17 protein-coding genes and 1 pseudogene are annotated in these 22,000 nt (G+C 28.9%); all 18 read right to left on the bottom strand.

The features are described from left to right. Positions 1–72: 72 nt before the first annotated feature. Complete coding sequence (locus BM027_RS03625; protein WP_090088859.1) at positions 73–1,080, bottom strand: electron transfer flavoprotein subunit alpha/FixB family protein; 1,008 nt, start codon at positions 1,078–1,080, stop codon at positions 73–75. A gap of 22 nt (positions 1,081–1,102) precedes the next feature. After that, positions 1,103–1,885, bottom strand: a complete 783-nt coding sequence (locus tag BM027_RS03620; protein WP_090088858.1) for an electron transfer flavoprotein subunit beta/FixA family protein — start codon at positions 1,883–1,885, stop codon at positions 1,103–1,105. A gap of 13 nt (positions 1,886–1,898) precedes the next feature. Beyond that, on the bottom strand, positions 1,899–3,038 hold the full coding sequence (locus BM027_RS03615; RefSeq protein WP_090088856.1) for an acyl-CoA dehydrogenase: 1,140 nt from the start codon (positions 3,036–3,038) through the stop codon (positions 1,899–1,901). Positions 3,039–3,127: 89 nt separating this feature from the next. Continuing rightward, complete coding sequence (locus BM027_RS03610; RefSeq protein ID WP_090088855.1) at positions 3,128–3,910, bottom strand: short-chain-enoyl-CoA hydratase; 783 nt, start codon at positions 3,908–3,910, stop codon at positions 3,128–3,130. 398 nt (positions 3,911–4,308) lie between these two features. Beyond that, the gene (locus BM027_RS03605) at positions 4,309–4,938 is read right to left on the bottom strand and encodes a redox-sensing transcriptional repressor Rex (protein ID WP_090088853.1); all 630 of its coding nucleotides are present in this window, start codon (positions 4,936–4,938) and stop codon (positions 4,309–4,311) included. Between the two features lie 95 nt (positions 4,939–5,033). Further along, positions 5,034–5,609 carry a manganese efflux pump MntP gene (locus BM027_RS03600; RefSeq protein WP_090088851.1) on the bottom strand — a complete coding sequence of 192 codons (576 nt, stop codon included), beginning with the start codon at positions 5,607–5,609 and terminating at the stop codon, positions 5,034–5,036. A gap of 381 nt (positions 5,610–5,990) precedes the next feature. Beyond that, positions 5,991–8,213 carry a heavy metal translocating P-type ATPase gene (locus BM027_RS03595; RefSeq protein ID WP_090088850.1) on the bottom strand — a complete coding sequence of 741 codons (2,223 nt, stop codon included), beginning with the start codon at positions 8,211–8,213 and terminating at the stop codon, positions 5,991–5,993. Positions 8,214–8,225: 12 nt separating this feature from the next. After that, positions 8,226–8,591: an ArsR/SmtB family transcription factor gene (locus tag BM027_RS03590; RefSeq protein WP_090088848.1), complete on the bottom strand. Its 366-nt coding sequence runs from the start codon at positions 8,589–8,591 to the stop codon at positions 8,226–8,228. 179 nt (positions 8,592–8,770) lie between these two features. Next, positions 8,771–9,352, bottom strand: coding sequence for a zinc dependent phospholipase C family protein (locus tag BM027_RS03585; protein ID WP_090088944.1), 582 nt, complete (start codon positions 9,350–9,352; stop codon positions 8,771–8,773). Between the two features lie 576 nt (positions 9,353–9,928). Then, on the bottom strand, positions 9,929–10,996 hold the full coding sequence (locus tag BM027_RS03580; protein ID WP_090088846.1) for a mannose-1-phosphate guanylyltransferase: 1,068 nt from the start codon (positions 10,994–10,996) through the stop codon (positions 9,929–9,931). 267 nt (positions 10,997–11,263) lie between these two features. Next, positions 11,264–12,304 (bottom strand): transglutaminase domain-containing protein, encoded by a 1,041-nt coding sequence (locus BM027_RS03575; protein WP_242943275.1) that lies wholly within the window; start codon positions 12,302–12,304, stop codon positions 11,264–11,266. Between the two features lie 408 nt (positions 12,305–12,712). After that, entirely contained in the window at positions 12,713–13,957 is a 1,245-nt protein-coding gene (locus BM027_RS03570; protein ID WP_090088844.1) for an SEC-C metal-binding domain-containing protein, read from the bottom strand. Positions 13,958–14,525: 568 nt separating this feature from the next. Further along, positions 14,526–15,365 carry a patatin-like phospholipase family protein gene (locus BM027_RS03565; protein WP_090088843.1) on the bottom strand — a complete coding sequence of 280 codons (840 nt, stop codon included), beginning with the start codon at positions 15,363–15,365 and terminating at the stop codon, positions 14,526–14,528. 245 nt (positions 15,366–15,610) lie between these two features. After that, positions 15,611–17,188, bottom strand: a complete 1,578-nt coding sequence (locus BM027_RS03560; protein ID WP_090088842.1) for an L-lactate permease — start codon at positions 17,186–17,188, stop codon at positions 15,611–15,613. 144 nt (positions 17,189–17,332) lie between these two features. After that, positions 17,333–18,736 (bottom strand): FAD-binding oxidoreductase, encoded by a 1,404-nt coding sequence (locus tag BM027_RS03555; RefSeq protein WP_090088841.1) that lies wholly within the window; start codon positions 18,734–18,736, stop codon positions 17,333–17,335. 4 nt (positions 18,737–18,740) lie between these two features. Next, complete coding sequence (locus BM027_RS03550; protein WP_090088840.1) at positions 18,741–19,931, bottom strand: electron transfer flavoprotein subunit alpha; 1,191 nt, start codon at positions 19,929–19,931, stop codon at positions 18,741–18,743. 125 nt (positions 19,932–20,056) lie between these two features. Further along, positions 20,057–20,845, bottom strand: a complete 789-nt coding sequence (locus BM027_RS03545; protein ID WP_090088839.1) for an electron transfer flavoprotein subunit beta/FixA family protein — start codon at positions 20,843–20,845, stop codon at positions 20,057–20,059. 25 nt (positions 20,846–20,870) lie between these two features. Beyond that, positions 20,871–21,656, bottom strand: a pseudogene (locus tag BM027_RS03540) (L-lactate permease); the annotation flags it as partial. Between the last annotated feature and the right edge of the window lie 344 nt (positions 21,657–22,000).

Genomic DNA, 22,000 nt, shown 5'->3' with positions numbered 1-22,000 from the left:
TTTTTTATTTATAAGTATCCTTCATCAAAATATAAATCTTTTGATGAAGGATTAAAGTCTGCAATATTTAAATTATTCAGCACTCTTTATAGCTTTAGCTTGAGCTATTAATTCAGGTAAAACCTTAGTAACATCTCCAACTATAGCGTAATCTGCAACTTTCATCATTGGTGCAGTTTCATCTTTGTTTATTGCTATAATCATATCTGAGTCTTGCATACCAGCAACGTGTTGAATAGCTCCTGAAATACCGCAAGCTATATAGATTGATGGTCTTACTGTCTTACCAGTTTGACCAACTTGGTAATCTCTGTCTATCCATCCATTATCAATGGCAGCTCTTGATCCAGCTACAGTTCCTTCTAAAGCTTCTGCTAATTCTGCTAGTAGTGCAAAGTTTTCTTTTGAACCCATTCCTCTACCACCAGCTACTAATACCTTAGCTTCTGAAATATCTACAACATCTTTGTGTGCCTTAATTATTTCTATAACCTTAGTTCTAACATCACTATCAGAAAGTTTAACTTCAACTTTTTCTACTTTACAGTTACTTCCGTCAGTGTTGATTTTTCCGAAAACTCCTGGTCTTACTGTAGCCATTTGTGGTCTATGTTCTGGACAAGCAATTGTAGCCATTAAGTTACCACCAAATGCTGGTCTAGTAGCTAATAAAGCTCCTTCTGCAACTTCAACATCTAATGATGTACAGTCAGCAGTTAATCCAGTTGATAATCTAGCTGCAACTCTTGGACCTAAATCTCTTCCAATGAAAGTAGCTCCTATAAATAATATTCCTGGTTTTCTATCATTTGCTAAATCGCAAATAACTTTTGTATAAGCATCAGTAGTATAGTGTTCTAAGTTTTTATCATCTGCAACTAAAACTTCATCTGCACCATGTTCTGCTAATGTTTTAGATAATCCTTGAATATTATTTCCTAGTAATAAAGCTGTTAACTTAACTCCTAATTTATCTGCTATCTTTCTACCTTCACCAAGTAATTCTAAAGATACTTTTTGTAATTCGCCTTCTCTTTGTTCTGCAAAGACCCAAACGCCTTTGTAATCAGTTATATTCATAATAAATTACCCTCCTATTATCCTAGATGTAGTGTTTCTCTTGTAATTTGCCTAACACATAACTTACTGCTTCTTTAGCTGGCTTGTTTACAACTTCGCCTGCTCCTTTAACTTCCTTAGTCATTGACTTTTTAACCTTAGTAGGTGAACCTTTAAGTCCTAATTCAGCCTTGTCTACATCTATATCGTCTGCACTCATAACTTTGATTTGATCATCGTTAGTTGAGAATATATTTGAAACATGCATATATCTTGCTTCATTTAATTCTTCAATTGCAGTTAATAGACATGGAGTTTTTATTTCAATCTTTTCATATCCATCTTCTAATGCTCTATTTACTAATAATGTTCCTGCTTCTTTTACTTCAACGCCTTGAACATAAGTAACTTGAGGTATGTTTAAATGTTCAGCTATTTCTGGTCCAACTTGAGCAGTATCTCCATCGATTGCTTGTCTTCCAGCAAATACTAAATCATAATCTAACTTAGATATTACTCCAGCTAAAGCTTTTGAAGTAGCTAAAGTATCCGCTCCACCTAATGCTCTGTCTGTTAAAAGGATAGCTTCATCAGCTCCCATACATAGTGCTTCTCTTAATGCAGCCTTAGCCATTGGAAGACCCATGCTAACAACTGTTACCTTTGCACCAATAGTTTCTTTTAATTGTAATGCACCTTCTAATGCATGCTTATCTTCTGGATTAATAATTGATGGAACACCATCTCTTATTAGTGTACCTGTTTTAGGATCAATCTTTACAACTGTAGTATCTGGAACTTGTTTTACACAAACTACTATATTCATTAATAAAAGCCTCCTATCTTAAAATGCTTCCTGCGATAACCATCTTTTGAACTTCTGAAGTTCCTTCATAAATTTCAGTTATCTTAGCATCTCTCATCATTCTTTCTACTGGATAATCCTTAGTGTAACCATATCCACCAAAGATTTGAACTGCCTTAGTTGTAACTTCCATTGCAACTTCTGCGGCAAATAATTTAGCTCTTGCAGCATCAACTGTGTATGGTTCTTTGTTTTGCTTCTTGCATGCAGCTTTATATACTAAATGTTTTGCAGCTTCTATCTTAACGTCCATTTCAGCAATATACCATTGTAAACCTTGTTGTGCTGATAATGCTCTTCCGAATTGTTTTCTTTCTTTCATGTAGTTAACTGCTTCTTCAAAAGCACCTTCTGCTATACCTAAAGCTTGAGCTGCTATACCAATTCTTCCTCCATCAAGAGTCTTCATTGCTATACCAAATCCCTTACCTTCTTTTCCAATCATGTTTTCTTTTGGTACTATACAATCTACCATTACAAGTTCAGTAGTTGAAGATCCTCTAATTCCCATCTTATCTTCAAGTTTACCTATTGAGAATCCTGGGAAATCCTTTTCTACTATAAATCCAGTGATTCCTTTAGTTCCTTGACTCTTATCTGTCATAGCAAATATTATGAAAGTTTCAGCAACTCCACCATTAGTTATGAAGATTTTTGATCCGTTTAATACATAGTGATCTCCGTCTAATACAGCTGTTGTTTGTTGTCCAGCAGCATCTGTTCCAGCACCTGGTTCAGTTAAACCAAAAGCACCAATTTTCTTGCCTTGGCAAAGTTCTGGTAAATATTTTTCTTTTTGAGCTGGAGTACCATGTTCATTGATTACTGATGCACATAATGAAGTATGAGCTGAAACTATAACACCTGTTGTAGCACATACTTTTGATAATTCTTCAACAGTTATTATGTATGAAAGAACATCTCCACCAGCACCTCCAAATTCTTTAGCAAATGGGATACCCATCATGCCTAGCTTAGCCATTTTTTGAACGTTTTCCATTGGGAATCTTTCAGTTTCATCGACTTCAGCAGCAATTGGTTTTACTTCGTTTTCTGCGAATTCTCTAACCATTTGTTGTACTAATTCTTGTTCTCTAGTTAATTGGAAATTCATTTAAATTACCCTCCTTATTGATTACACCCTATTGATGATTGATTATATATAAATCTGCAATAGATTTTCAACTTATATTTTATAAAAGATTATTTGTTCTTGAAGCTTTTTTCTCTTCTATCTAAGAATGCAGTCATTCCTTCAGTTTGATCTTCTGATGCAAAACACTTTCCAAAATCTTGTGCTTCAATTAACACAGCTTTATCTATGTCAACTTGCATTCCTCTATTAATTGCATCCTTACAAAGCTTAACAGCAATAGGAGCGTTAGCTATAATTTTATTTGCCATAGCTTTTGCTTCATCCATTAAGTTTTCTAGTGAAACTACTTTATTAGCTAATCCTATTCTAAGTGCTTCATCAGCTTTGATGATATCACAAGTATAGATTAGTTCTTTAGCTTTTCCAAGTCCTACTATTCTTGGTAATCTTTGAGTACCACCAAATCCTGGAGTTATTCCAAGTCCTGCTTCTGGTTGGCCAAATTTCGCCTTTTCAGAAACTATTCTTATATCACATGACATAGCTAATTCACATCCACCACCAAGTGCAAATCCTGATACAGCTGCAATAACTGGTTTATCTAAATTTTCTAATCTTCTAAAAACATTATTACCTAATATTCCAAATTCTTTACCTTGTTGTTCATTAAGCTCTTTCATTTCTGAAATATCTGCTCCAGCAACAAAAGATTTTTCTCCAGCACCAGTTAAGATAACTGCATATACATTACTATCTTTTTCTAAATCTTCTAATACACAATTTAAATCTGTTAATGTTTCTGAGTTCAATGCATTTAAAGCTTTTGGTCTATTGATTGTTACAATAGCTAAATGTCCTTCTTTTTCAAGAATCACATTTTTTAATTCCATGATTATAGTCCTCCTTTAAACTTAATTCTTTATTTATAAATTAATAATTAATAAAATTACATTCTTTCATTAATTAAATTTATTTCAACCACATATTGATTAATAAATTTATCACCTTAGGAATTTAATATGCAAACTTTTTCAAAGTATATATTTCATATGCTTTGCATATTTGAAATTAATGTAAGTACTTTCAAATTATAACGTTGAAAACAAAGTACTTTTTAGTTAATTGTTATAATATTAACAATTAACGTCAAAAAAATAATCGAAATTATCTTCCTTCAATTAAAATTATAATACTTAACCATATTATTTGCAATAAAATATTATATATTAACAGATTTTTTATACTATTCTTATAATTAACAATAATAGTATTATTAATTATAAGACTATTATTGTTGGTGTAATTGATAAATTAATGTTGATACACTTTCACTTAAATGAACATTTTCTACTTTAATTCCATCTGGAACACACAAATCTATTGGTGCAAAATTCCATATTCCTCTTATTCCTCCATGCACTAATTCATCTGAGACTTTTTGAGCACTTTTCTTAGGAACACATATTACTCCAATATCTATTGATTGACAATGTAAGAATTCGCCTAACTCATCAATATCCCTAATTTCAATATCTCTAATTCTCATTCCTACTAATTTAGGGTTAGCATCAAAGATTGCTGTAATCATAATTCCTAGTTTATCAAATCTACTATAATTAGCTATTGCTTGCCCTATATTTCCAGCTCCAACCAACACAGCATTATATTCTTCATCCAGTCCTAATATAGAATTAATTTGAATATATAATTCTCTAACATTATATCCATATCCTTGTTGACCAAAATCTCCAAAGCAATTTAAATCTTGTCTAATTTGAGATGCCGTAAATCCTATTTTTTCTCCTAATTCCTTTGAAGAAATTCTATCTACATCATTTTTCATAAGCTCATTAAGATACCTATGATATTTGGGTAATCTCTTTATAACTGCCATAGATATATTTTTATTTTTATCCATAATATTTTCTCCTTATTTAATACTTAATCTATTTTTTCACAATCTTAGTTTATTATTCTATAATAAATATTACTTAATTTTACTTTCTGATTTTATTAAATTAGTTTTTCTAATAATCCTAAATGTTCAACTAAAATTTGTATTCCCATTAAAATTAGAATTACTCCTCCAATAATCTCAGCTTTGTCTTTAAGTAATTCTCCAAATATTTTTCCAATATATACAGCTGCCCAACTGGTAATAAATGTAATTATTCCAATTAAGAAAACTGCTATAAGTATATTAACATTTAAAAATGCAAAACTAATTCCTACAGCTAAAGCATCTATACTAGTTGCAATAGCTAACATTAAAAATCTTTTACTAGAATGGATGTCAATATTATCATCATCTTTTCCATTTATAGATTCATAAATCATTTTCCCACCTATAATAGTTAATAAAATAAATGATATCCAATGATCCCATTGCTGTATATATTGATTAAATCCTATTCCTAAAATCCAACCAATTAAAGGCATTAATGCTTGAAATCCTCCAAAATACATTCCTGCTTTTAATGCAATTTTTCTTTTTTCTTCTTTTGTCACTTTAAGCCCCGTAGTAAGGGACACTGCAAAAGCATCCATAGCTAACCCTATAGATATAAATATGATTGATACAATTGACATTTATTTTCCTCCCTAGTTTATGATAATATAAAAAGCTACTTTTTTCTAGTTTTATCTGAAGTAATATCTTCTTATTTAAAATTATAGTATACTTTTTTAGTATTTTATTGTCAATATTGCCATAAATCTTTAACTTATGCATCTAAAAAATAAGATATGAATTTAAAAATCCAATTCATGAAATCTTATGAATTGGATTTTTTAACTTAGGCATCTCCAAATAAATAACTAGTTAGTCTTCTTGTCTTTTTTAACTATACTGCGTCAGCAAAGGCAGCTAATAACAATAATATTAACTGCCTTTACTTCTTTGTCTAGTTCAAAAAATTCTAAGAATCTTTTGCTCGTTATTTATTTTACAATGCCTTATTTATCTTTAAACTATATCTTAAGTGCCCTCATAGAATTTAATACTGCAATTAATGTAACTCCAACATCTGCAAATACGGCTTCCCACATTGTAGCTAATCCAAAAGTTCCAAGTATTAACACAATTATTTTAATTCCAAGTGAGAAAATAATATTTTGCCACAATATTTTATTAGTCTTTCTACCAGCCTTAATGGCATCTACTAAAGCTAGTGGGTTATCCTTCATTAATATGACATCTGCTGCTTCTATTGCTGCATCTGATCCAATTCCCCCCATAGCTACACCTATGTCTGCTCTTGCAAGTACTGGTGCATCGTTAATTCCATCTCCTACAAATATCAACTTACCATTTGACTTTTTTTCTTTAATTAAATTTTCCACCTGTACTACTTTATCTACTGGTAAAAGCTCACTCTTAAAATCATCTACTCCAAGATCTATTGCAACTTGTTCTGCTACTAATTTACTATCTCCTGTAAGCATAACTATTTTGTTTATACCTAAAGCTTTTAATTTTTTTATTGATTCCTTCGAATCATCCTTTACCTCATCCGCAATTACTATATTTCCATTGTATACCCCATTAATTGAAACATAAACAACTGTTCCTACTTTAGTTACTTTTTCACAATCAATATTTTTGTCTTTCATTAATTTGTAATTACCTAAAATCACTTCTTTGCCTTGAATCGTAGCCTTTATTCCATGACCTGATAATTCTTCATAATTACTAACTTCTTCTTTATTAATTTGTTTCTTATAAGCCTTTACTATTGATTGAGCTATTGGGTGGTTAGAAAAACTTTCTGCTAATGCTACAATCTTTAGTAATTCATCTTTATCTATATATAGTGAATTTATTTCAGTAACTTTAAATACTCCTTTAGTCAACGTTCCAGTCTTATCAAATACAACAGTATCTATTTTTTTAAGAGCTTCAAGATAATTTCCGCCTTTAACTAACACTCCCTTTTTAGATGCTCCTCCAATTCCTGCAAATAATCCTAAAGGTACAGAAACAACCAAAGCACATGGACAGGATATAACTAAAAAAATTAATGCCCTATAAATCCAATCAGAAAAAACTGCTCCTTTAACTATAATAGGAGGAATTATTGCAACAGCTAAAGCTAAAAATACGACTATAGGTGTATAAACCCTAGAAAATTTCGTAATAAACTGTTCTGTTGGAGCTTTTTTATTACTTGCATTTTCAACCATCTCTAAAATTCTAGAAATAGTAGATTCTCCAAAGCTTTTATTAACTTTAACTTTAATAACTGAATTTAAATTAATACTTCCAGACAAGATTTCATCATCTTTGTATACTTCTCTCGGCATAGATTCTCCTGTTAATGCAGATGTATCTATTGCACCTTCTCCTTCAAAAATTATTCCATCAAGTGCAACCCTCTCACCTGGCTTAATTATAATTATATCATTTACCTTAACTTCCTCTGGTGAGACTTTTCTTTCTCCACTTTTAGTTAAGAGATTTGCATACTCTGGTCTAATGTTCATAAGTGAAGTAATAGACTTCCTTGATTTATTAACAGCATAACCTTGAAATAATTCTCCAATCTTATAAAATATCATAACTCCTACAGCTTCAGGATATTGTCCTATAACTAAAGCCCCTAATGTAGCTATGCTCATTAAAAAATTCTCATCAAACACCTCTCCTCTTAAAATATTTTTAAAAGCAATTCTTAATACATTTTCTCCAATTAAAGCATAGCTTAAAATAAATAGACTTATATTCAAATAACTCTTTTCTTTGAAAAACATAGCTATGATATACAGTAAAATTCCTATAATTGCTAAACTATTTTTTTGTAAAAAATCTTTTTTTTCAAATGAATGCGAATGATTTTCATTTGAATGATTATTATTATCACTTGAGTGAGAATGTCCATGACTTTCATGTAGATGATAGTGCGTAGAACAACAATCCCCTTCTTTACATGAGCTTTTATACATTTTTAAATTATTGTTATTTTTTTTATATTTACTTACAACAACATCTGGCTCTAATTCTTTAACTATCTTTTTTATTTTATTAATAACTTCTTCTTCATTACTTTTTTCATTTATACTTATTATAATAATTCCAAGAGAAAAATTTATATTTGCTTCATTTATTTCTTTTAAAGCATTTACCTTAGCTTCTATTTTATTAGCGCAGTTAGCACAATTTAATCCTTTTAATAAGATCTTAATTTCATTTGTCAATTACATCATCTCCTACTCAATAATATGTTTAAATCCTTCATTGAATATATGTTTTATATGTTCATCTTCTAATGAATAATAAACAACCTTACCAGCTCTTCTAAACTTTACAAGCCTTGAAGCTTTTAAGGTCCTTAATTGATGAGACACTGCAGATTGAGTTATTCCTAAAACTGCTGCTAAATCACATACACACATATCTGATTCAAATAAAGCACATAGTATCTTTACCCTAGTAGAATCACCAAACGCTTTAAATAATTCTGCTAGGTCATATAGAATTTCATCTTGTGGCAGTAAATCCTTAACCTTTATTACTGTATCCTCGTGAATTGTATTGCAACTACAACTTTCAACATTTATATTTTCTTTAATCATAATACCCCTCCTTGAAACATATGTTCATCTGTTCATATGTTTAATTGTATTATATGCATTTTATTTTATTTATGCAACAAGTTTTAATAAATAAAATAAAAAAAATTCGCCTAAATTATTAAGACGAATTTTTTTACAAGTACTTAAGGCATATTGAAATAAATAACAAGTCAATATGCCTAAATTGCTTTAATTACTTTATTCTCATTTAAAAATACATTATTTAAAATCATATTTACTACACTGTCGCAAACATAATATGAGTAAGTCAAATCATTTTTATAATCTAATGATCCTTTATATTGTTCTTGTAAATCTAATATAAACTCTTTAACATTATTCACTGTTATGTTTGAAGTTATAATTCCTGTTGGTTTAAATTTTTTAGCTACCTTTGCTAAATCTTTTTCATACATCATATGATTTTTAACTTGACTCGTACTCTTAAATTCCCATCTATAGTAATGTGGAGCACAAAAATAATCACATAAAAAATGACATATAACTCCTAATTCTTCACTAAATTTATTAACAGAAAGTTTATAATAAATATCCTCTAGTGATAATGAAGCTAACTTTATTATTTTTGAAATTATAATATCTATACTTTCATTAAAATAATGTTTCATTAGTTTATATTTTGATACACAATCTGGCTTTATATTTCCCCATATAAATCTATAATCATTAATTAAGTAAACACTCTTACTATTTGCATAATTAAAAATATTTTCCCCAACAAGTTTATGAGTATTAATCATCAATTTAATACCACATCCTCTCAATATTCTCATCTCATATACTTTTAATACCCTTATCAAAAAAATAATATATATTAATTAAGAGATATTATGAATCACTTATTAATATATATTTATAATAATATTATATTCATATTTTTACAATAATTTTATTGCAATTATTTTATGGTAATTATATTAAGATACATTATTTAAGTTAAATATATGTATTCTAAAAAATTTTATTCACATTAATTTACTTTATGCTTTCGCACTGTTTTAAATATATGTTGATATTGCTACATATTGTTCAGCATGCTAAAGAATTGGACTTAAGGACATCTAACTAATTAAGTTATATATTAAAAATATTATATTTATATGGTTAATATCTAAATAAATAATAGATATACTGAATAAATTCAAATGAACAATGATTTTTAGAATATATATAGCTTAATTATTTCCACTCTCCTGTATTCCTCTTCTAAGAAAAATAAGAGTGCTAAAAAGTATAAACTACAACTGAATAATAGTTCATATTATACTTTTTTAACGCTCTTTCATTTGCGTATATTGTTATAATTAAAACATTTTTCACAGAAACTTTTTATATTCATTTTCATCACTTAACTTATTTAATAAATGCTTTATTTCTTGATCTTTATTTTTATCCATTACAAGTATTACATCTCCTGCATCTACTATTACCAAATCCTTTACTCCAAATCCAATTACTAAATTTTTTCCTCCAAAAACAGAACAATTCTCACATTCTTCAACATATACATTTTTAGATATATTGTTATTTCTATATATCTCCAAAAATCTACTTAATGCACTGAAACTTCCGATATCATCCCAATTAAAATCACACTTTATTACATATGCTTTTCTTGTTTTTTGCATAACTCCAAAATCTATAGATATTCCATCAATAAGATCATACTGTTCTTTAGTAACCTCTTCCTCATCATCTTCTCCAATATGCTTATATATTTCCATCAAAGGCTTGTGCATCTTTGGAAGATATTTTTCTATTTCTCTTAATATAACATCAGCTCTAAAAACAAACATTCCGGAATTCCATAAATAAGTGCCCTTTAACATGAAATCCTTTGCTACCTCTAAATTAGGTTTTTCAGTAAATCTAGCTATTCTATAAGTGGATATATTACCACTAGTCCTATCGCCCATTTCAATATACCCATAGCCTGTTTCTGGACGAGTTGGTTCTATACCTAAAGTTACTATGCACCTTCTTCTGTTTGCCATTTCTACGGCTTGACATAAAGTATCAGTATATTGTTTTTCCCCTTGAATATAATGATCTGATGGTAATACTACCATTACTGCATCAGCATCTTGCTTTAATAGTTTAACTGCTGAAAGACCTATGCAAGTAGCAGTTTCTTTATTCGCAGGTTCTATAAAAATATTGTCTTTATTAATTTCTACAAGTTCTTCTTTTATCTTATTTTCATAATCTTTATTAGTTACAACATAAATATTGTCTTTATCTATTAAAGGCTTCACTCTATCTACCGTATTAACTAAAAAACTCTTGTTATTAATAACCTTTAAAAATTGTTTTGGTTGATTGGCTCTTGAGAGAGGATATAGTCTACTGCCTTTACCTCCAGCTAAAATCAGCCCGTATATCACGCGTTTTCAACTCCATGTAATGATATTAATTTAATATATGTAGAAATATTAACATTTGTGAAAAAACAATCTATTACATATATTATTTTCTTCATAAATATCAATATTAGGCATTATAAAATAAATAACTAGTCAAATATTCTTAAGATTTTTTGAACTAGACAAGGAAGTAACGTCAGTTAATACTACTATTATTAACTAACTTTGCTGACTCAGTGTAGTACAAAAAAGATAAGAAAACTGACTAGTTATTTATTTAGAAATGCCTTATGCTATCCAAGCACCATGTTCATTTAAAGTATAACCATTAACTTTAGTACTTGTAGCCATAATTCCATTTGACCAACAATAATACCAATTACCTTTATCATATATCCATCCAATTTGCATTTTACCGTCTCGTCCTAAATAATACCAATTATCATTGTCTTTAAACCAATTAGTAGCATTTTCTCCTGAATTCCTCTTAAAATACCATGAATTATTTTGATTATACCAATGTCCACCATTATAATATTCTGAAATATCACTCTCTTTATCATTATTATAATCAATGTATGCCATTGAAGAACTATAATAACTATAATTAGCTGATGGATACTTTGTCCTATCCCAGCTAAAACCATTGCTTGCTAAAAAGTTATCACTTATAAGCAAATACTTATCTCTAATTATACTATCATTATTGGTTATATCTAAATGATACCAATTTCCATTAATTTTAACTAAATTCCAGCCATGAGGGCCACCATTAATAGTTCCAACTACAATTCTACATTCTATTCCGGCAAGTTTAAACATTTTATACGCTGTCATGGCGTAACCTTGACATATGGTTGTCCCTGTTGTTAATGCAGAATATACATTATCTGATTTAAGGCTATAATCATATTTATATATTTTTACTATGTAATCATTTATTGTTTTTACCTTATCAATATCACTCATATTAGGATCAATCATATTGTTTACTATTCTTTTCAATTCTGAATCTATGTAATTTTCTTGTTCTTTTGTTGTTCTATAAGTTACTTCAGCTATATATTCTGAATTTCTTTTTAATATTTTAAATTTATCAATAGATCTTTCTAAATAATCATCATTTTCAGACGCACTTTTTAATAAATCCATAGTATCATTCCCATCATAAGAAAATTCAAAATTTTCATCCCAATTCTGTAAATGATTATACATACTGTTTTCTAAATCTTGTGCATCATAAAAGCTTTCACTTGCAAATGCAGGTAATGTTGTGATTAATGTTATGTTTGTTATTACTATTAGTACAAGTGCTATATTTCTTATCATTTTTTTCACTTTAAAACACCTTCTTTCTCTGTATATTATTATATCGTCTGTAAAATCAAAACTGTATAGGTTTCAATTAAATTTATGAGTGTAATTATATTCCAGCATCTAATATAAATAGATTTCTAAGTCTCAGTTGGGTTTTAGACTCTATCTGAAACTTAGAAATCGTTATATAATGAGCATTCAGCTTTTATCTCCCACTTATAGAAGTAGGAGTGTTACGGGTGATAACTATCGGATAAATGTAGATTATTTAGGCATATTCTAAAAAAATAACTAATCAATATGTTAGTATATCTTGTACCATGCCTTGTCCATATAATTCCCTTATAGTTAATACTATAAAAGTACTACCTCTCTTGGTATAGCACAAAATATACATCACATAATCGACTGTTATTTTCTTTAATATGCCTTATTAGTTTTTCCACAACATTTTTTAAATTTCTTACCACTACCACATATGCAAAGATCATTTCTACCTACAGACTTTTCTGTTTTTACAGTAGTTATATTTCCTCTTCTTTCATTAATACTAGCACCTTTATACTTCCAAATTCTAATATTACTAATAAACTTACTAATAACATTACTCATGTAATCTTTAATATTCTTATTACTTTCATCCATTAATTCTAACATTCCACTTATAGTTTCTTTTAGTTCATTTTCTTGAATATCTAAAGCTAAATCTTTCATAATATTTATTACCATATCTTTAGTAATTTCAAATGTGTTTGTAAACTCTTTATAAAATGCTTTTCCAAATTTAGTTTTATAAAGCCAATCTTCATATAACATGCTAATCAACTCTTCCTTTGTAATCCTAGCATATTCTAAATTCTCGTCTTTATCTATAGTATCTACTAATTCCTTGTAATTCTCTATTTGATTATTTATAAAAAACATTTCCTCTTGTCTATATTCATTATAATAATATTGTCCTTCTCTTATCAATTCTTCTACTTGATAATTTTCTAAATGATTGATAGTATATCTTTTAAATATTTCTTTAATATCATTTATTTTAACAACACCATATGCTTTATTCATTCCTCTATAAAGACTTAGTACTTCACTATTACCTTTTATTATATTTCTATATTCCAATGTATTTTTTTCTTTAATTAAATTTTGTAGTACTTCCGGCATTAAAAATACTGCTTTTCCATCCTTTAGAGATGGAAAAATAATTCCTCGTCGCATAAAATATGCACTTTTCTTTATCTCATCTTCATCAATTTCATCAAAAATTTTTATACCACCATTATCAACATAACTCTTCAAAATTTTATATCTTTCTTCTTCAAAAAAAATCATTTGTTTTTCAATTAATGTTTTATATTCACTAAGAACTTTATCAATTAAGCTATCTTTATTTAAAGTTGATATTTTAATCATTCCAAGATTTTTAGCTATAGTATATGTTGACTCTTTAGATAGACAATTTAATAATTCTTTTATATCAAAGGAATATATACCTTTAATAAACATCCTATCCATTTTGTTTGCGAACTTATCAAATAGGTCCTCAACCATATCTTCGTATAAATCGGGTGAATCATCAATCAAATCTTCTTTGTATTTATTTTCACCTAATTCCTCATTTTTATTTTTTTCTTTATTAGAATAATACTGTTTTTCACTCAAGTAACCATTTCTCCTTTTTTATATGTAATTTTATCACTAAGATATATCTCCAAAACTGATTTTATATACACATTACATTTAAGTCAACTAACATTTATATTTTTATGTTTCACTATTGTAAATACTATTTTGTTTAACTTATCCACATATAATTTAAAATTTTATTATTTATTGTGGATAACTTCTATTTTTTATGAATAACTATCTCTTAAAATTGTCTTGTTTTATTATTATAATAACTCCTTGTAATAGTTAAATTTATGGATCTCATTATAAGCTATATACGTCATCTCCAAATAAATAGCTAAAGTAAGAATATATAATATACAATTGCGAAGTAGCCATTGAAAATTTGTGCTTACTATTTTAACTGGCACAACGGGTTATAATAATATAAACAATCAAAAAAATATCATATAAAAAAGAATGTTCTAATTTTATATTAACTAAAACATTCTTTTACCATACTTTCTATTTGTTTTAATGGCTATGTTTTAAAATAGTGTTGATATTTTAATATAATAAGACTAAATATCTGATGTTCTATAAATAATAATTCACATTATTCTTACAGAAAGTTAATTATTTTATCTTTATTCTTAATAATCTCATCATATCCATTATCATAAATTTCTTTTAATCTAAGCCTATCTCTTTCAAAACGACCTATATTCATATCTACAGTTGGACGAATAACCAGTGCTTGTCCTTTATCTTCTAATTCTTTACAATAATCAAGCTGTTTATTATATATAATATATCTATTTTTTAATACATTAGCTAATTTAGGATACTTCTTCTTATAAACTTTATAAGCTATATTATTAGTTTTTGATTCTTTTTTTCTATATCCATAATTTCTTGTTAATATTATTATATTTTTATCATTACCATCACTTATTGATTTGGCAACAGGTATAGGATCCAAAAGACCACCATCAGCATAATAACTATCTTTTATCTTTACAAATGGAAATAACATTGGTATTGAGCAACTAGCTCTTAATATTAAATTTTTCTCATCTAAACTATCTTGGTCAAAATAATCAACTTTTCCAGTTTCGATATTAAATCCTCCTGCAAGTACTTTCCCATCAAATTCATTAAAAGATTTATAATCAAAAGGACAAAGTTTATTGGGTATTTCATCAAAAACAAAATCCATATCCATTAAAGATCTGAATTTAATTAAGTTTCCATATCCAATATATCTTTTATTATCAATAAACCTATTCATAATTTCTAAATTTCTTCCTCTTTGCTTTGAAACAAAAGAATATCCATTAGTAACTCCTGCAGATACTCCAACTATATATTTTATCTCAGCTTCTATATCTATTAATGCATCTAAAACCCCTGCTGTAAAAAGACCTCTAAATGCTCCTCCCTCTAGTACAAGTCCTGTCATAATTCTATATCCTCACTTACATCTCTTTTAATATATGGCTATAATTTAACTATATTATACCGAAAATAGTATACAAAATTCCAGTAATTACTTTATTATCTTTTAAAATTTGGCTATGTTTTAGAATAGTGTTGATATTGTTATATTAATCCACTTTAAAAATATTTAAGGTTTTCCTTTATATATTATTCTATATTATACAAATAAAACTACCATTTTAGATAGTCTTATTTATTAATATATTTTCAGAATATTAATAATGATTTACAAGAAAAAACTAATAATCCTGCAAATAAAACATAAGCTAAACATACTTTTATAGTTGAATTAAATATCTTTCCTTCACTACCTGCAAGTCCTGTAGCAGCAGTTGCTACAGCTATGCTTTGAGGCGAAATCATTTTTCCTGCTGTTCCCCCCATTACATTACTTGCTGCAAGCCAATATGGATTTATGCCAATCGACTTTGCAGCCTCCACTTGAAGACCTCCAAATAAAACATTTGCTGAAGTGTCACTTCCTGTTACAAATGTTCCAAGTGCTCCTATAATAGGGGATATAAATGGATAAAATCTACCAGTTACAAGTACCAGAACACCTGCTATTGATTTAATGATTCCACTATACCCCATTATTTTTGCCAAAACTACAATGGAAATTATAGTAATTACTGATTTAGACATTTGTTTAAGGGTTTTAAATAAAATACTTGTTATCTCTTTAAATTTAACACCTTGAATGATTCCTCCAATATAAGTAGCTATTATAATCAAAGTTCCAGGACTTACAAGCCAAGAAAATATATATGGCTTTGCATTTACGCCTTTATAAATATAAACAGATGTTTTCACTGCTGCTAATGGCTCATATATAACAGGAAATAAAGGTGAACATAGAATTATAAACAAAAACAAAAGTATAAAAGGAGTCCATGCTAAAAGAGCCTTTTTAGGTGAAATCTCCTCTCCTTTATAAACAGTTTTAACTGCGTATTGAGGATCTTTTGTGTTCCTATAGAACTTATTGGCTATAACAATAGTCAAGCCCATAGATACAGCTCCTCCTATAACTCCAGGCAATTCAGCACCCATATACTTTGCAACAAATATTTGTGGCAATGCAAATCCTAATCCAGATACTAACGTGATTCCGAATATACCTTTTATAGCCTTTGAACTTTTTCCTGTTATTATAACTAATGCAAATGGTATTATCAGTATCATTATAAATAACTGAAGTGTTATAACATATGACAACTGCCTTACGTCTAAATTAGTAACCTCGGCTAAGGTGGTTACTGGTAAGCCTATAGCTCCAAATGCTGTAGGTGTAGTATTTGCTATTAAACAAATAATAGCTGCAAATACTGGCTCAAAGCCTAATGCTGCAAGAATACTAGCTGGTATTGCAATAGCAGTACCAAATCCCGAAATTGCTTCAAGAAACCCACCAAATCCCCAAGATAATATTAATACTAAAATTCTTTTATCATTAGTTACACTGGTCATCATTTTTTTTATAGTTTCCATACTCCCAGTATGTACAGACAAATTATATGTAAAAACAGCTGCTATGATAATTATAACTATTGGCCATAACGCTAATGCTACTCCCTCTAATCCTGATGTAACTGCTTCTTTAATACTCATTTTCCACACAAATATTGAAAGTAAAAATGTAATTAAAAGTGCGATAGGACATGCTTTATATCCTGGTATTTTTAATTTACCTAAAGAAATCATAATCCATATAATGGGTATGCAAGCTATCAAAAAATATAAATACACTATTGACTCCTCCAATTTGAGTAATATATCACACATATTTTAACTTAATCTCATTTTTACAATAAAAAAAGTTTATTATATTTAGTTTATACACAAGTAGTTCCTCTTATACTAAAAGGTACTGTTAATATTTACATTAACAGTACCTTAATGATGAGGTCTTATTTTCTTTAATATGCCTTACTCAAATATTTTTCCTGGGTTTAGTATATCCTTAGGATCAAATGCTAATTTAATTCCTTTCATTATAGACAGTATTTCACTGGAAAGTGATTGTTTTAAATATGGTTTTTTTGCGAATCCTATTCCATGTTCTCCTGATACTTGTCCTTTTAATTCTTTAGCTCTTTCATACATATCTTTCATAACAAGTTCTAACTTCTCGTGCCATGTCTTTTCATCTAGAGCATCTCTTAATATATAAATGTGTAAATTTCCATCTCCAGCATGGCCAAAACTCTTTATTCTAATTTCAAATTTATGTTCAAGCTCATGAGTAAACTTTACGAATTCTCCTATCTTATTTCTTGGTACAACAACATCAACTTCATCCATTTCTGTAGTTAATGCCTTAATAGCTTCAAGGAAACATCCTCTAGCTGACCAAATTGATTCTTGTCTTTCCTCTGTATCAGAAATAAATACATCTAATGCACCAGAATCTAAGCATATATTTGCAACATTTTCATAAGCTTTTTCAACTTCTTCTGTAGAATTTCCATCAAAGGTTAATAAAAGATAAGCATCTGAAGATTTATCAGGGAAACTTTTTCCTAAAAATTCTTCTGCAGCTAATATTGCTTCTCTTTGCATAAATTCAATTGCTGTTGGTATTGACTTAGATTTAATTATCTTAGGTACAGTATCTATAGCATTTTCAAGACTTTCAAACGGTATAAGTAAACTTAGTGATTTTTTAGGAAGTGGTAATAACTTTAAAATTGCCTTTGTTACTATTCCTAAAGTTCCTTCTGAACCAACCATTAAATCTTTTAATGCATAACCTGAACTATTCTTTACTACTTTACCACCTAAATTTATTATCTCTCCACTTGGTAATACTACTTCTAATCCTCTTACATAATCCCTAGTTACGCCATACTTTACAGCTCTCATTCCCCCTGCATTAGTACTTATATTTCCTCCTATTGTAGCTGACTTCTCACCTGGATCTGGTGGATAAAATAAATCAAATTCTTCAACATATTTACTTATCTCCATAAGTAAAACTCCTGATTCTAATGTAAGAGTAAGATTTTCTTCATCAATCTCCAATATTTTATTCATTCTACTAAGATCTATAACTATTCCACCTTTAAGTGGAACAGCTGAACCAACAAGTCCTGTACCTGATCCTCTTGGAGTCACTGGGATACAATTTTCATAAGCATATTTCATTACTTTTGAAACTTCCTCTGTACTTATAGCTTGAACTACTATATCAGGCATTTTCTTTATTCCGCCTAATTCATCATGACTATAATCTTCATTTATTGTTTCTCCAAAAAACACTCTTTCTTTATCATTTTCTGCAATAGATAATATATATTCATAATCCTTAAATTCAGCTTGTTTATAAGTCATAGCCCTATGCCTCCTTGCTCATTTTTATTTTTTCTATAAGTTGTGGAATAACTTCGTATATATTACCCACTATTCCATAGTGTGCTACTTTAAATATTGGTGCTTTTTCATCGGTATTAATAGCAAATATATAATCTGAATTGTTCATTCCTGCAGAAAATTGTACTGCTCCAGAAATTCCACATGTTATTATTAATCTTGGCCTTACAGTCCTTCCACTTAATCCTATTTGTCTTTTTGCATCAACCCATCCTGATTCAATTAATGGCCTGGTACATGCAAATTCTGCTCCTAAAAGATTAGCTAATTCTTTTATCATAGATAAATCTTTTTCTGATTTAATACCTCTACCAGCTGCAACAATTACCTCCGCATCACTTATTCCTACTTCTGTATCCTTTGGTTTTATTTCAAGTGCTTTAATTCCCGAAACAAGTTTATCCTTACTTATATTGCATGAAACTATTTCTCCACTAATCTCATTTGTCCTTTTAGGTGCTGTCATTACTTTATATCTAACTGTTGCGAGTTGTGGTCTAGAATTAGGCGTAACTATTTGTGCCATTATATTTCCGCCAAATGCTGGTCTAATTTGAACTAAATCAGTATTCTCTTTTATATCTAAAATTGTGCAATCAGCTGTAAGTCCAGTTCTAAATCTTGCGGCCATTCTAGGTGCAAGAGACCTTCCTATAGTTGTAGCTCCTACTAATATTGCTGCTGGCTTTATATTATTTATAAAATCTTCAAATGCAGCTGCATAAGGTTCTATTCTAAAATATTCTAGTTCTTCTTCATCATATACAAAAACCTTATCTACTCCATAATGTAATAACTCTTGTGCTTTATCAGAAATTTTCCTACCAATAAATACACAATACACAGGTTGATTTATTTTTTCAGCTAATTCTCTTGCTTTACCTATTAATTCATAAGTTACAGGATGAATCTTTCCATTTACATGATCTACATATACAGCAATTCCCTTCCAAAGGCTTTTATCTATAGATTTAACTTCATCTTCTATGTATTCAACAGCTCCTTTGGGACCTTTTTTAACACATAGCTTGCACATTTTACAAGCTCCATTTATTTCAACTTTTCCGTCATTTATTTCAAGAGCACCAAAGGGACATATTTTTATTAATTCTTCATTATTAGGTATATTTTTTTGATTTACAACTAATCTTGCCATAATTTCTTCCCCCTTTTAATATTTCATTTTATAATCATTTCCATAATCCTTTTTAACATTATTTATAAATATAGAACTTAGTATTTGTGACTCTAAAAGAATTTTGCCAGTATAATAATTTACATTTAAATAAACTTTAATGATTTTAATTTAGTTCCTATCTTTTCACTCAATTCACTTGAAGTACCTGTCCAAATTTCTCTATCATTATTAACTTCTGGTGGAAATATTCTTTCAACTTGAGTTGGTGAACCATTTAATCCATACTTCTTCTCATTTTTATCTTTAAAATTATCAAGATTCATAATAGTAACTTCTCTATCCTTAGTTGATACTTTTTTCTTGTAAGAAGGTAACCTTGGTTCAAATATTCCCTTATCTACAGTTATTAAACATGGATAAGATATCTCAACAATTTCTAAACTTTCAGGCATGTCCATTTCAACTATAATAGAATTGTCTTTTACTTCTATTATTTCCTCAACATTAGCTACGTGAGGTATATTTAAATATTCAGCCATTTCTGGGCCAACTTGAGCTGTATCTCCATCTGTAGTTTGTTTTCCACAAATTATAAGTTGAAAATCTCCCATATTTTTAACTCCTTGTGAGATGGTATAAGATGTAGCTAAAACATCTGCCCCACCAAAACGCCTATCTGATAACAATGTTCCTTCATCAGCTCCCATTGTGTACGCTTCTTTAATAACACTAATTGCTTGATTAGGTCCCATACTTAAAACCTTAACTGTTCCTCCGTTACTTTCTCTAATCCTCAATGCTGTTTCAAGTGCATATAGGTCATATGGATTCATTTTTGAATCAATTCCATCTCTTTTTAATACCCCAGTAACTGGATCAACTTCTACCTTAGAAGTTCCTGGCACTTGTTTAATACAAACTAAAATATTCATATAAATACCTCCTATAAACTATATTTTAAAATCCAAATATTGGGCCATAGAAAAATACTATTAGTCCTGCTAGCACAATATAGAATATGCAAACCTTTAAAGTTGAATTTAATATTTTTCCTTCACTTCCAACAATACCAGTTGCTGCTGTTGCAACTGCTATACTTTGAGGTGAAATCATCTTTCCTGCTGTAGCTCCCATTACATTTCCAGCGGCGATCCAATATGGATTTGCTCCAATTGAACCAGCAGCTTGTACTTGTAATTCTCCAAACAAAACATTTGCTGAAGTATCACTCCCTGTTATAAATGTTCCAAGCGCTCCTATTATAGGTGCTATTAATGGGTAAAAACTTCCTGTTATAACTACTAACACATCTGCTATTGATTTAATCATTCCGCTATATCCCATAACTTTTGCTAAAGCTACAATTGAAACTATTGTTATACAAGATTTAACCATTTGTTTAATTGTTTTACCTAAAATTATTGTAATCTCTTTAACCTTACATCCTTGCAACATTCCCCCAATGTAAGTTGCTATAATAATTAAAACTCCTGGAGTTACAATCCAAGAAAAAGTATATGGTTTTGCTCCTGCTCCCGTGTAAATTGGTACTGAAGTTTTTATTTGTGACAATGGAGTATAAATTGCTTTAAATAATGGTGAACATATCATTACAAATAAAAACACTAATATAAATGATAACCAAGCCATAAAACCTTCTTTAAATGAAACTTTATCTCCATCTTGTACATCTTTTTCATCTTCTGTATTTCTATAAAATTTCTTTGCTATAAAGCGAGTAATATAGTTATTAGAAAAGCAATTGGGCATGCCTTATGACCTGCAATTTTAAGTTTCCCTAGTGAGATCATAAGCCAGATAATAGGAATACAAGCTAAAACAAATAATATGTACACATCTATCCCTCCACTTTGGTAAGATATCATACCAATTTGAAATTGGTACTACCACTTATGGCTTTATTATACATCACAAAATAATATGTGTAAACGGTTTTTAAAATTATTTATGAGAATATATTTATATTTTTCCACTTTGATAGAATATCAGGATATTAACAATAGTAGCAATTTGATAAATGTTATTTTAGGCATATTAAAAAAATATAAGGATACTGCCTAAAAATC

It is taken from the genome of Clostridium uliginosum, assembly GCF_900112485.1.
GTDB lineage: Bacteria > Bacillota > Clostridia > Clostridiales > Clostridiaceae > Clostridium > Clostridium uliginosum.
The sequence above is the reverse complement of the archived record's forward strand: the minus strand, read 5'-3'. Positions and strand labels throughout refer to the sequence as shown.

Bases quoted from the DNA above. Each gene is read 5' to 3' on its own strand.
- BM027_RS03575 (WP_242943275.1), bottom strand. From the start codon at position 12,304: ATGATAAGAAATATAGCACTTGTACTAATAGTAATAACAAACATAACA.
- BM027_RS03590 (WP_090088848.1), bottom strand. From the start codon at position 8,591: ATGATTAAAGAAAATATAAATGTTGAAAGTTGTAGTTGCAATACAATT.
- BM027_RS03585 (WP_090088944.1), bottom strand. From the start codon at position 9,352: ATGATTAATACTCATAAACTTGTTGGGGAAAATATTTTTAATTATGCA.
- BM027_RS03565 (WP_090088843.1), bottom strand. From the start codon at position 15,365: ATGACAGGACTTGTACTAGAGGGAGGAGCATTTAGAGGTCTTTTTACA.
- BM027_RS03560 (WP_090088842.1), bottom strand. From the start codon at position 17,188: ATGTGTGATATATTACTCAAATTGGAGGAGTCAATAGTGTATTTATAT.
- BM027_RS03620 (WP_090088858.1), bottom strand. From the start codon at position 1,885: ATGAATATAGTAGTTTGTGTAAAACAAGTTCCAGATACTACAGTTGTA.
- BM027_RS03545 (WP_090088839.1), bottom strand. From the start codon at position 20,845: ATGAATATTTTAGTTTGTATTAAACAAGTGCCAGGAACTTCTAAGGTA.
- BM027_RS03610 (WP_090088855.1), bottom strand. From the start codon at position 3,910: ATGGAATTAAAAAATGTGATTCTTGAAAAAGAAGGACATTTAGCTATT.
- BM027_RS03615 (WP_090088856.1), bottom strand. From the start codon at position 3,038: ATGAATTTCCAATTAACTAGAGAACAAGAATTAGTACAACAAATGGTT.
- BM027_RS03625 (WP_090088859.1), bottom strand. From the start codon at position 1,080: ATGAATATAACTGATTACAAAGGCGTTTGGGTCTTTGCAGAACAAAGA.
- BM027_RS03550 (WP_090088840.1), bottom strand. From the start codon at position 19,931: ATGGCAAGATTAGTTGTAAATCAAAAAAATATACCTAATAATGAAGAA.
- BM027_RS03555 (WP_090088841.1), bottom strand. From the start codon at position 18,736: ATGACTTATAAACAAGCTGAATTTAAGGATTATGAATATATATTATCT.
- BM027_RS03600 (WP_090088851.1), bottom strand. From the start codon at position 5,609: ATGTCAATTGTATCAATCATATTTATATCTATAGGGTTAGCTATGGAT.
- BM027_RS03605 (WP_090088853.1), bottom strand. From the start codon at position 4,938: ATGGATAAAAATAAAAATATATCTATGGCAGTTATAAAGAGATTACCC.